This window comes from Arthrobacter sp. TE26545 (genome assembly GCF_056279005.1).
On the sequence record NZ_JBWBQM010000001.1, the window covers coordinates 193,963 to 205,556 of the forward strand.

Consider the following 11,594-nt stretch of genomic DNA (forward strand, 5'->3'; position numbering starts at 1 on the left):
CAATTCCGGACGCTCTGGGCGCGAAATAGCGGCCGGCACCGGCAAACGGAACAGGCAAATGGGAAGGCATCGCCCCCGGGAGCAGCTCAGTGTCCGCGGACGCCGTCCGCGTCTGCGCTCCCATCAGCCTTGACCTCGCCGGCCAAAGCCTCCTCACCGGCCAAAGTCTCCTCGCCGGCCAAAGCCTCCTCACCAGCCGCAGCCTCCTCGGCAGGCGCAGCCCCGGCCGTAGGCTCAGCTGTCGGCTCAGCGTCCAGCGGGTGCTCGATTTCGTCCCTCAGCATGTGCGCCGCGAAGAGGGCCACCACGGACATCAGCGGACACACCACGCCGGCGGCCAGGAAGATCAGCCAGATCGGCACCACCTGCGCAGCGGGCCCGGAGAGCGCCATGGACACCGGCATCAACGCCAGCGACACGAAGAAATCCAGGCTCGAGATCCGCCCCAGCAGATGCGGCGGGACCCGGCGCTGCAGCAACGTGCCCCAGATGACCATGCCCACGCTGCCGGTGGCGCCGAAGATGAACAGCGCCGCGGCCAGCACCCAGAAGTTGTCCATGATCCCGACGGCGGCCAGGGGCAGGCTGCCGAGCCCCCAGGAAGCGAGCATCACCGTGAGGTAGCGCCGGGGCAGCTTGAACGAGGCCGTGGCCAGCGAGGCAACCGCACCGCCGACGCCCATCACCGCCAGCAGGAAGCCGAACATCCGCGAATCGCCATGGAGCTGGTCGCGGACCACGAAGGGCATCAGCACCTCGATCGGGCCGATGATGAAAAGCACGGACAGGCAGGCCCAGATCAGGGTCCATAGCAGCCAGGGCGTGCGGATCGTGTAGCTGACGCCCTCGCGCAGGTCGTGCAGGAATGAGCGGACGGCGCCGCCGGAACCGCGCGGGGAACCGGAGCCCCTGGAGCCACCGCCCGCAGCCCCGTTCGCCGGCGCATCCAGGGTGTGCCGGCCCAGGAGGTTGAGCACGATGAACGCCGTCAGGTGGCACAGGGACACCCCGGTCACCGCCCACGGCGGCGAGAGCGAGGCCACCAGCACACCGGCCACCGCGGGCCCCGCGGCCTGCTGCAGGATCGGCCGCATGGTGCCCTCCATGCCGTTGGCTGCGAGCAGGTCCTCGGCGGGAAGGATCCGCGGAAGGATCGCCGAGTACGCCGGGAAGAAGAACGCCGCGCCCACGCCCAGGACGAAGGCGCCGGCGGTGAGGTGCCAGAGCTGCAGCAGCCCGGTCATCGAGAGCAGGCTGACGGTGCCGATCACTGCCAGGTTGGCGCCCTCGACGGCGATGATGAGCAGCCGCTGCGGCACCCTGTCCGCCGCGATCCCGCCCGCCAGCACGAACGCCACCAGGCCGACTGCCGCCGCCGTCGCCACCAGGGACAACTCCACCGGCCCGCCGCCGAGCTGGATCACCTGGTACACCATGGCAACCGCCCACATGCCGGAACCGAAGATCGAAATGGCCAGGGCGGTGATCAGCACGCGGTATTCACGGTGCGCAAAGGGCCGGAGGGCTCGCGGGGCAGCCATCAGCCCAGCCTACCGCCGGAACTTCGCCGTTTCGATGGGGGCACGGTGCAGGCGGGATCAGTGCCGACGCGGGGACTTCAGCCCGGTTTCCAGCTTGCTGCGGACCTCGCGCTTCACGCGTGAGGCGAGTTCGCCGTCGTGCGCTTCCAGGAAGGTGCGCACCGCGCCCGGGTCCCACGGCACCAGGGAGCGCAGCGCCCAGCTGAGCGCTTTCACCACGGTGTCGTCCCGGTCATGCATGAGGAGGACGACGACGGCGAGGGTGCGGTCGCGGTCGCCAGTTCCCCAGCGGGAGCGGGTGTTGAGGACGGTGGTGGACACGAGCGCCAGCCGTCGCCACCAGCGGTTGCCGTTCCTGGCCCAGCCTGCGACGTCGGCATCGCTGACCAGTCCCTCGCGCCAGGCCGGGCCGCTGAGAATGGTGCCGAAGGCATCGGCCTGGCCCCAGGACGCGATCTCCGAACCGAGTTCCTGCAAGCTGGCCGCAGTCAGCGAGTGGAAGGCGGCGTCGTGCGCATTGATCAGTTCCCAGCCCAGCCAGTCAAAGCCGGCTGCCCGGAGGCCGTCCGCGAGTTCGAAGACGACGGCGGCGTCCGCCGTCGCGATCTGGGCGGAAAACCTGCGCCGCAGGGCACGGAGGCTGGCGGCATCAGCCTTGTGCAGGGCGTGTACTTCGTCGAGTACACGCTCCAACAGTTGCCCCGGTTTGGCGTCCCCCGGAGATCCCGCAAGCAGGCGTGGAGCCACGCTTAAAGTTTAGGATCGCCGGGGATTTTGGGCTATTGGTCGGCGGGCTCGTCTTCGTCCGGACCCTCGGCGGGATCCTGGCTGTGCAGCCCGGTGTCGTGCGAAACCCAACCTTCGGTTTCGCCCTCGGCGGGCGCGTCGCTGTGGTGCCTGACGTCGTTCAGATTGCTGTTCTTCTTCATTCCGGATACTTCCTGTCCTGGCTCGGACCGGTCCTTGCGAACGCTCCCAGTCTACGCCGGGGGGTTGTCGCATGGGCCCACGCCGCCCGGGTTCCCTGGCCGAAGCGAAGCGAGGATAGGGAGGCGGTGGGGACTAGCGCCTCGCTTGCTCCCCAACCTCGCAGGCTCGGTCGGGGACCCCTGCAAGCTAGGCTTGGGGAGTTGGACCCGAACTCTTTCCAAGGCGGAGGTGAGCATGGCAAAGCGCCCCAACCCGGCGATGAAGATTGCCCAGGAGACCGTCCACAAGGCGGTGTTCGACGAACACGGCAACGCCAAGCCCGGAGTCCACAGCGTGCTCCTGCGCGCGGTGGATGTGCAGCGGCCGCTGGTCCTTGCCAACCTCCGGCGCCTGCGTCGCCGCCACCCGCACGCCACGGCCGTTCAGCTGGCCGCCAAGCTGGAGCGGGACTACCTGCTCGCGGTCACCGGCGGGGGAGCCGCCGTGGGAGCCACCGCCGTCGTGCCCGGACTGGGAACGGCAGCCTCGCTGGGACTGTCCGGGCTGGCAACCGTCGGTTTCCTGGAGGCGACCGCCCTGTACGCGGCGTCGCTCGCCGAACTGCACGGCATCCACCTGACCGACCCGGACCGCGCCCGAACCATGGTCATGGCGATCATGCTCGGCGAGGAAGGAACGGCCTTGCTCGGCGCACTCAGCGGACAAAGCCGCGGCCGCGGCAAGGGCGTCACTCAGGCCTGGGGAAAGACGCTCAGCAGGAAGCTACCTGGCGGCGGTTTCGGCGTGGTCCGGGACGCCATCCAGCGGGCCTTCCTCCGGAACCTCCTGAAGCGCCAAGGCACTGCCTTCCTCGGCCGGGCACTGCCCTTTGGTGTCGGAGCCGTGGTGGGCGGCGGCGGGAACCTGATGATGGGCCGGGCCGTGGTGGCCTCGGCCAAGCACGCCTTCGGGCCGCTGGCGGACACCATTCCCGGCGAGCTGCTGGCGGACGCACCGGACTCGTACACGAACAACAACACACTCCCGGAGGGTGGAAACCATGGATCTTAACGCTGACCTGGGGGAGGGCCTCGGCTCCTGGACCATCGGGGACGACGCCGCAATGTTCCGGCTCGTCAGCAGCGCCAATGTGGCTTGCGGCTTCCACGCCGGGGACCCCATCACCATGTTGGACAGCTGCCGGGCCGCCTCCGAACTGGACGTCCGGGTGGGCGCGCACATCGGCTACCGGGACCTGCACGGCTTCGGCCGGCGCAGCATGGACATGTCCTTCGATGAGCTCTACGGCGACGTGCTTTACCAGCTGGGCGCGCTCGACGGGATCGCGCACGCGGTCGGCGCCTCTGTGGACTACGTGAAACCGCACGGGGCGCTGTACAACCGGATCGTGCACGACACGGACCAGGCCGAAGCGGTCGTCGCCGCCATCCAGGCCTACGACCCCGGACTGCCCGTGCTCGGCCTGCCGGGCTCGGCGTTCCTGCGGCTCGCCGGCGAGGTTGGCCACCCCGTATTCCATGAAGCCTTCGTGGACCGCGGCTACCTGCCGGATGGCACCCTGGTGCCGCGCTCCCAGGAAGGCGCCGTGGTGCACGACGCCGGCAAGGTGGTCGAGCGGGCCGTGCGACTTGCGAGCGACGGGGAGCTGGAGGCCGTGGACGGTTCCGTGATCCGCGTCCGGGCCGACTCCCTGTGCATCCACGGCGACACCCCGGGTGCGGTGGAACTCGCGGCCGCGGTGCGCCAGGGCCTGGAAGATGCCGGTGTGGAGATCGCGCCGTTTGCCTGATCGCCACTCTTCCCTTGGCGCCCAGCGCCGAGCATGTCCGTTCGCTGAGCATGCCTGTTGACGGGATAGCAGGCGTCAGCCGAACACCAAATGCGCCAACGTGAAGATCGCCAGCCCGGCCAGCGCACCCACCACGGTGCCGTTGATGCGGATGTACTGCAGGTCCTTGCCCACTTGGAGCTCGATCTTCTGTGACGTCTCTTCGGCGTCCCAGCGTGCCACCGTGTCCGAAATGACGCCGGCGATGTCCGAACGGTAGGTGTTCACGAGGTACCCGGCGGCGTCGCCGATCCAGGCGTTGACCTTGCCGGCCAGTTCGGCATCGTCCACCAACCGGGTGCCGAAATCGCGCACCGCGGTCTTGAAGCGCAGGCTGAGCTCCGAGTCCGGATCGTCGACGGCGGTCAGCAGCGCGTTCTTGATGGTGCCCCACGTGCGGGAGGCCAGTTCGCGGACCTCCGGATCACCGAGGATCTGCGCCTTGATGCCCTCCGCCCGGGCAATCATCGCCGGATCGTGCTGCAGGTCGTAGGCCAGTTCGGTCAGGTAAGTGTCGATCGAAAGACGAACCTGGTGATCCGGGTCCGCCTGCACGGCGCGGATGAACTTGGACAGCTCGGTATGGACCTTGTCGCCCACCATGTCGTCCAGGAACGACGGCACCCACAGCGGCGAACGGTCGGAGACCAGCCGGTTCACGGTGGAGTGGTTGTCCGCCACCCAGTCCGCGGCGCGGTCAACCAGCAGGTCCACCAGCCTGTGGTGGTGTCCCTCGGCGAAGACCCGCTCGGCCATCCGGCCGACGGGCGGTCCCCACGGCGGAGTCAGCACGTGCTTGCGGACCATGCCCTCGATCACGGCCTGGACGTCGTCGTCGTTCAACACGGTGAACGCGCCGCGGATCAGCGCGGACCCTTCCTTGGCCACGCGCTCGGGCCCGCCGGGGGAGCGCAGCCACTCGCCGGCCTTGCGGGCGATGTCCACGCTGGCCAGTTTGTCCTTCACCACCTGCTCGGAGAGGAAATTGCTCTCCACGAAGTCGGACAGGGAGGCGCCGATCTGGTCCTTGCGCCGCGGGATGATGGCGGTGTGCGGGATCTTCAGGCCCATCGGGTACTTGAACAGGGCCGTCACGGCGAACCAGTCCGCCAGCGCACCCACCATGCCGCCCTCGGCCGCGGCCCGCACGTACTCCAGCCACGGGTACTGCTTCTGCAGGGCGAAAGCCACCGTGAACACCACCGCCATGCCGAGCAGCAGCGCCAGAGCCAAGCTCTTCATCCGGCGCAGGGCCCCGGCCTTGGCGGCGTCGCTCGCGGACACGTCGGCGGAATGCCCGACGGCGGCCGCCCCGCCGGTGCGCGCTTCCGGTTCGTTTGCCGCGCGGCTTTGTTCCGCCGTCGGGATTTGTTCAGAGTTCACCTGCATGTGCCCAGCGTAGCCCCGTGGCCGAAGGGCGGGTGGGCTACCGTGGCAGCATGACTATCGAGGCACCCGAAAGCGACTCCTCGGAAAACGCCGCCCCCTTGCGGCGGCCGCTGGTCTACGCGCACCGCGGGGCAAGCGCTGTTTTTGCCGAGCACACGCGCGCGGCGTACCTGAAGGCGATCGCCGACGGCGCGGACGGAGTTGAATGCGACATCCACCTCAGCCGGGACCAGCACCTGGTGCTGCTGCACGACGCGAACCTGGACCGCACCTCCGACGGCACCGGGCCGGTGGCCGAGAAGGACCTGGCCGAACTGCGCACCCTGGACTTCTCGTCATGGAAGGGCGCCCGGATTCCCGACGAGTACGGCGGAATCTCCGAGCAGTTCCTGACCCTGCCCGAACTGCTGGACCTCCTGCGGGGCGCCGGGCGGGAGATCGGGCTCGCGATCGAACTCAAGCACCCCAGCCCCTACCAGTTGAAGCTGGAGGACCGGCTGCTGGAACTCCTGCTCAGGGAGGGCTGGGACGCGGAAAGCTCACGCCTGGACAACATCCTGGTGTCCTTCATGAGCTTCAGCCCCGACTCCGTGAAGCACCTGCTGCAGACCGTTCCGGGCCAGCACATCTGCCAGCTGGTGGATGACGTGAGCGTGGAGGAAATCCGCGAGGAGCTGGGCCTGGGCCGGATCACGGGAGGCGCGGTGGCAAATGTGATGAAGGCTGCCCAGCTGGAAGGCGAACGGATCCTGGACGACTGCGAGGTGGGGCTGGCCGGGCCGGGGATCGACTATGTCCGCAAGCACGCCCGTGCCGTGCAGCGCTGGCTCGACTCCGGCCGCCGCTTCCGGGTGTGGACAGTGGATTCCGAACGCGACGTGGCCCTCTGCCAGGGCCTGGGCATCCACGAAATCACCACGAACAAGCCGGCCCAGGTGCTGGCGCAGCTTTCCACGTCTTAAACCCAACTGGCTGGCAGTTGTTGTCGTTCTGAGCGTTCAAAACGACAACAACTGCCAGCCAGATGACTGTGCCGGGCGGGACCTACCGGGCCACCGGCTGCGGCGAGGTCAGGCGGTAGAGGGAGTCGACGTCGCGCACGGCTCCCTTGTCCGCCGAGGTGGCCATGGCCGCGTAGGCGCGCAGGGCCGCGGAGACTTCACGCTCGCGGTTCACCGGGTGGTATCCGGTGGTGGCCTCAAGGCGCTCGCGGCGGGCATCCAGTTCGGCGGCGTCAACCAGGAGCTCAAGGGAGCGGCTGGGGATGTCGATGCGGATGATGTCGCCGTCCTGGACCAGTGCGATCGTTCCGCCGGAGGCGGCCTCCGGCGAGATGTGCCCGATCGATAGGCCGGAGGTGCCGCCGGAGAAGCGGCCGTCCGTGATGAGGGCGCATTTCTTGCCCAGGCCGCGGCCCTTGAGGAACGACGTCGGGTAGAGCATTTCCTGCATGCCCGGGCCGCCCTTGGGGCCTTCGTAGCGGATGACCACCACGTCGCCTTCCTTGACGGTCTTGTTCAGGATCTTTTCCACGGCCTCGTCCTGGGATTCGCAGACCACTGCCGGGCCCTCGAAGGTCCAGATGGACTCGTCCACGCCGGCGGTCTTCACCACGGCGCCGTCCAGGGCCACGTTGCCGCGCAGCACGGCCAGGCCGCCGTCCTTGGAGTAGGCGTGCTCCACGGAGCGGATGCAGCCGCCCTCGGCGTCGGTGTCCAGGGAGGTCCACTCGTTCGACTGGGAGAACGCGGTGGAGGAGCGGACGCCGCCGGGAGCCGCGTGCCACAGGGCCTGCGCTTCCTCGGTGGCCTTGCCGCCCCGGATGTCCCAGTCGTCCAGCCAGCCGTCCAGGTCGGAGGAGTGCACGGAGTGGACGTCCTTGTGCAGGAGGCCCCCGCGGTTCAGTTCGCCCAGCAGGGCGGGAATGCCGCCGGCGCGGTGCACGTCCTCCATGTAGTAGGTCTTGTCCTTGGCCACGTTCGGAGCCACCTTGGCCAGGCAGGGCACCTGGCGGGACTTGGCGTCCATCTCGGCCAGGCCGTAGTCCACGCCGGCCTCCTGGGCCGCGGCCAGCAGGTGGAGGATGGTGTTGGTGGAGCCGCCCATCGAGATGTCCAGGGCCATGGCGTTGTCAAAGGCCTTGGCGGTGGCGATGGAGCGGGGCAGCACGGAGGCGTCGTCGCCGTCGTAGTAGCGCTTCACCAGCTCGACGACGGTGGAACCGGCCTTCTCGTACAGGGCCTTGCGCGCGGTGTGGGTCGCCAGCACGGAGCCGTTGCCCGGCAGCGAGAGGCCGATGGCCTCGGTGAGGCAGTTCATGGAGTTGGCGGTGAACATGCCGGAGCAGGAACCGCAGGTGGGACAGGCGTTTTCTTCGATGAGGTTGATGTCTGCGTCGGAGATGGACTCATCCACGGCGTCGGCGATCGCGTTCACCAGGTCCAGGGAGCGCACGGAGCCGTCGGTCAGGGTCACGCGGCCGGCTTCCATGGGGCCGCCGGAAACGAACACGGTGGGGATGTTCAGGCGCAGGGCGGCCATGAGCATGCCGGGGGTGATCTTGTCGCAGTTGGAGATGCAGACCAGGGCGTCGGCGCAGTGTGCGTTGGCCATGTACTCCACGGAGTCGGCGATCAGGTCGCGGGACGGCAGCGAGTAGAGCATGCCGCCGTGGCCCATGGCGATGCCGTCGTCCACGGCAATGGTGTTGAACTCGCGCGGCACGGCACCCGCGGCGAGAATCGCGTCGGAGACGATCCGGCCCACGGGGGCCAGGTGCGTGTGGCCGGGGACGAATTCGGTGAAGGAGTTGGCAACGGCGATGATCGGCTTGCCGATGTCCGAGTTGGCGACGCCGGAGGCGCGCAGCAGTGCGCGGGCTCCGGCCATGTTGCGGCCGTGGGTGACAGTGCGTGAACGGTATGCAGGCATGTTCCCCAGTCTCTCGCGCGAATAACCCGGGCACCAAGACGGCGTCAATACTGGTAGTGGCAGTACTAGAGTTGCTACTTGAGCAATGCGGGCGAGAGGAGGCAGATGTGGCGGAAACCGAAGCGTGGCGCAAGGAACTCGGAAGCTTCCTGACCGCGCGTCGTCGCCAGGCGGTGCGCAGCGCCTACGGGCTTCCGCAGGCGGCCCGGGGCAAGGACGTAGGACTGCGGCGCGAGGAGGTGGCGTTCCTGGCCGCCATTTCGGTCACCTGGTACACCTGGCTGGAGCAGGGCCGCAAGGTCAATCCCTCCCGCGAGGTTCTGGCCTCGCTGGCCACCGTGCTGCGCCTGGATGCAGCGGGGGAGCGGTACCTGTTCACGCCCTTCGGCTATGCGGTGCCGGCTCCCGGCCCGGGCACCGCAGAGACCACCGAGCACGTGCAGCGGCTCCTCGATGCCATCGATCCCAACCCGGCGCTGGCCCTGGAAGGCAATTGGGACATCGTGGCGTGGAACCAGGCATACAGTGCCTTGTTCCCCAGGGTGCTGGAGGTCTCCGGCCCGGAGCGGAACCTGTTGAAGCTCGTCTTCACGGACCCGGCGGTCCGGGCGCTCCTGCCCGACTGGGAACAGACCAGCGCCCAGTTCCTGGCCGAGTTCCGGGCCGAGACGGGATCCCGCATCCAGGACGCCCGGAAAGCCAGCCTGGTGGCCGGGCTGCTGCAGGCCAGCCCCGAGTTCCGGGCCCAATGGGAGGCCCACGGGATCCGCGGCTTCACGCCCCGCACCCGGTCCTTCAACCGTCCCGGCGGCGGCACCGGGGTCTACGAGCACCACCAGTTGACCCTCGCCGACGCCCCGTCGCTCAAGCTGATCGTCTACACGCCGGCTTCGCCCAACTGACCTGGCTTCGCCCAGCTGACCCGGCTTCGCCCAACTAGCTCGCAATTGTTGTCGTTCTGAGCCCTCAAAACGACAACTAATGCGAGCTAGTTGGGTCAAACCACTGTGTTGGCGAGCGTTCCGATCCCGTCCAGCGTGATTTCCACGTGGTCCCCGGGCTGCACGGCCACGAAGGTGTTGGGCGCGCCGGTCATGATGACGTCACCCGGTTCCAGTGTGAGCCAGCGGGTGACGTACACCAGGCATGCGGCCACCGAGGAGGAAAGGTTGAAGGAACCGGACTTCGCCTTGGTCTCGCCGTTGACGGTCACCGTGGTGGCCACGTTCTCCGGGTCCTCGAGTTCGGTTTCGATCCACGGACCCAGCGGGGTGTAGTTGGTGCCGGCCTTGCCTTGGAACATCTTCTCGTCTGTCTGGTTCTGCTCCACATTGGTGACGTCGTTGACCACCGTGTAGCCCAGCACGTGTTCCAGGGCGTTTTCCAGCGTGAGGTTCTCCGCCCGTTTGCCAATGACGGCGGCCAGTTCGCCTTCGATGTTCACGGTGCCCGCCCCGCGCACCGCCACGATATCGGCGCCCGGTGCTGCGACCGTGTGCACGGATTTGTGCCACGCCTGGATGGGGAGCGGGTGGCTGTTGTTGCCGAGGTTCTGGGCGATGCCCAAGAGCACGGCCGGCCGCACGGGGGCGAGGAGTTCGGCGTCGTCGGCGGCGGTGGAGGCGCCGGTAGGGGCAAGCTCGTCCGCAAAGACGTCCTCGATGTGCTCCCAGCGTTCCCCGCGCAATACGGCGTGGGTGGGGCCGGAAGGGGTCTGGAGACGGGCGATGCGCATGCGGTTCCTCCTTGGAATTGTCCAGCAACGCTAACACTATGCTGAACTCAGTTCAATATGCTGAACCGAGCGTGAGGCTTGGAGTTAGGGCGCCGGGCGGGGCTGTGGTTGCATGAAGGCATGCCCCCGAAGTTGCTCGAATCCCCGGCCGTGAAGGTCGGCCTATCCATCAGCATCGCCACGGGGCTCTATGGGATTTCCTTCGGCGCCCTCTCGGTGGCGTCCGGCTTCGACTTCTGGCAGACCATGGCGCTGAGCCTGATTATGTTCAGCGGTGGTTCGCAGTTCGCCTTCATTGGCGTAGTGGCCGGCGGCGGTTCCGGCGTCGCGGCCATGACGGCGGCGGCCCTGCTCGGCCTGCGGAATGGCATCTACGGCATGCAGATGAACGCGCTGCTGCTGCCCAAAGGCAAGCTCAAGTACCTCCAGGCCCAGCTGAGCATCGACGAAACCACGGCAACGGCGTCGGGCCAGTCCGAACCGGACGAGCAGCGCCGCGGATTCTGGACCGCCGGAATCGGCATCTACGTCCTGTGGAACCTGTTCACGGCCGTCGGAGCGCTCGCCGGGAACGCGCTGGGCGACCCGAAGCAATGGGGGCTCGACGGCGCTGCTGTCGCCGCCTTCCTCGCCTTGCTCTGGCCCCGGCTGAAGGGCCGCGAGCCGTGGGCGATCGCCGTCGTCTGCGCCGTGGCGACGCTCCTGGCGGTCCCGTTCGTGCCGCCCGGCGTCCCCATCCTGGTGGCGGCAGCGGTGGCCGGGGTCTTCGGCTGGCTCAGCCACGCCCGCAGCGATGAGGGACTGGAGCCCGACATCGACCCCTATGCGCACGGCCGCGGCGACTCCGGCCGCGGCGACTCCCGCCGAGGCGGTCACGGGGAGGGAGCGGAATGAACCTCTGGCCCTGGATCCTTGCTGCCTGCGTCCTGGCGTATGCCACAAAACTGGCCGGCTATTTCGTGCCGCGGAGCCTGCTGAAGAACCCGCGCACCATGCACATCGCGGGCACCATGACCATCGGGCTGCTGGCCTCCCTGACGGTGGTCAACGCCTTTGCCGCGGGGCAGTCCCTTGCCTTCGATGCCCGGGTCGGCGCACTCGTCGCGGCCGCCGTCGCGCTGTGGCTCCGGGCGCCATTCCTGGTGGTGGTCATTGCCGGTGCCGCGGCGGCAGCGGGGCTGCGGCTGCTCGGCTGGGGCTGAGAGTCCGGCCGGGGCTGAGCGGGCCCGGCCGCTTCCGC

At 68.4% G+C, this 11,594-nt stretch carries 11 protein-coding genes and 1 pseudogene; 6 read left to right on the forward strand and 6 right to left on the reverse strand.

What is annotated here, in order from left to right; all coding sequences use genetic code 11:
• Positions 1-254: 254 nt before the first annotated feature.
• The 3 genes and pseudogenes from ACZ9CK_RS00755 to ACZ9CK_RS00765 form a co-directional block, all read right to left on the reverse strand.
• Positions 255-1,541 (reverse strand): annotated as a pseudogene (locus tag ACZ9CK_RS00755) (MFS transporter); the annotation flags it as partial.
• Positions 1,542-1,598: 57 nt separating this feature from the next.
• On the reverse strand, positions 1,599-2,288 hold the full coding sequence (locus ACZ9CK_RS00760) for a DNA alkylation repair protein (RefSeq protein ID WP_426301756.1): 690 nt from the start codon (positions 2,286-2,288) through the stop codon (positions 1,599-1,601).
• A gap of 32 nt (positions 2,289-2,320) precedes the next feature.
• A complete protein-coding gene (locus ACZ9CK_RS00765; protein WP_476048954.1) occupies positions 2,321-2,470 on the reverse strand; it encodes a hypothetical protein in 150 nt (49 codons plus the stop codon).
• Positions 2,471-2,705: 235 nt separating this feature from the next.
• Between ACZ9CK_RS00765 and ACZ9CK_RS00770 the strand changes: the two genes are divergently transcribed.
• Both ACZ9CK_RS00770 and ACZ9CK_RS00775 read left to right on the forward strand, forming a co-directional pair.
• Positions 2,706-3,521: a hypothetical protein gene (locus tag ACZ9CK_RS00770; RefSeq protein ID WP_476048955.1), complete on the forward strand. Its 816-nt coding sequence runs from the start codon at positions 2,706-2,708 to the stop codon at positions 3,519-3,521.
• Positions 3,511-4,260 carry a LamB/YcsF family protein gene (locus tag ACZ9CK_RS00775; RefSeq protein WP_476048956.1) on the forward strand — a complete coding sequence of 250 codons (750 nt, stop codon included), beginning with the start codon at positions 3,511-3,513 and terminating at the stop codon, positions 4,258-4,260. Before ACZ9CK_RS00770 ends, ACZ9CK_RS00775 begins: the two co-directional genes overlap by 11 nt.
• Before the next feature lie 75 nt (positions 4,261-4,335).
• On the opposite strand, the gene ACZ9CK_RS00780 is transcribed toward ACZ9CK_RS00775, so the two are convergent.
• Positions 4,336-5,688: a DUF445 domain-containing protein gene (locus ACZ9CK_RS00780; protein ID WP_476048957.1), complete on the reverse strand. Its 1,353-nt coding sequence runs from the start codon at positions 5,686-5,688 to the stop codon at positions 4,336-4,338.
• 50 nt (positions 5,689-5,738) lie between these two features.
• Between ACZ9CK_RS00780 and ACZ9CK_RS00785 the strand changes: the two genes are divergently transcribed.
• Positions 5,739-6,650, forward strand: a complete 912-nt coding sequence (locus tag ACZ9CK_RS00785) for a glycerophosphodiester phosphodiesterase (protein WP_426301767.1) — start codon at positions 5,739-5,741, stop codon at positions 6,648-6,650.
• A gap of 82 nt (positions 6,651-6,732) precedes the next feature.
• Here ACZ9CK_RS00785 and ilvD read toward each other — a convergent pair whose 3' ends face one another.
• Positions 6,733-8,619, reverse strand: coding sequence for a dihydroxy-acid dehydratase (gene ilvD, locus ACZ9CK_RS00790; RefSeq protein WP_476048958.1), 1,887 nt, complete (start codon positions 8,617-8,619; stop codon positions 6,733-6,735).
• A 107-nt stretch (positions 8,620-8,726) separates the two neighbouring features.
• On the opposite strand from ilvD, the gene ACZ9CK_RS00795 reads away from it, so the two are divergent.
• Complete coding sequence (locus ACZ9CK_RS00795) at positions 8,727-9,521, forward strand: helix-turn-helix transcriptional regulator (RefSeq protein ID WP_426301771.1); 795 nt, start codon at positions 8,727-8,729, stop codon at positions 9,519-9,521.
• 95 nt (positions 9,522-9,616) lie between these two features.
• Here the strand turns inward: ACZ9CK_RS00795 and ACZ9CK_RS00800 are convergent, their stop codons facing one another.
• A complete protein-coding gene (locus ACZ9CK_RS00800; protein WP_476048959.1) occupies positions 9,617-10,354 on the reverse strand; it encodes a fumarylacetoacetate hydrolase family protein in 738 nt (245 codons plus the stop codon).
• 120 nt (positions 10,355-10,474) lie between these two features.
• Between ACZ9CK_RS00800 and ACZ9CK_RS00805 the strand changes: the two genes are divergently transcribed.
• Entirely contained in the window at positions 10,475-11,248 is a 774-nt protein-coding gene (locus tag ACZ9CK_RS00805; protein ID WP_476048960.1) for an AzlC family ABC transporter permease, read from the forward strand.
• On the forward strand, positions 11,245-11,556 hold the full coding sequence (locus ACZ9CK_RS00810) for an AzlD domain-containing protein (RefSeq protein WP_426301777.1): 312 nt from the start codon (positions 11,245-11,247) through the stop codon (positions 11,554-11,556). Before ACZ9CK_RS00805 ends, ACZ9CK_RS00810 begins: the two co-directional genes overlap by 4 nt.
• The last annotated feature ends 38 nt before the right edge of the window (positions 11,557-11,594 follow it).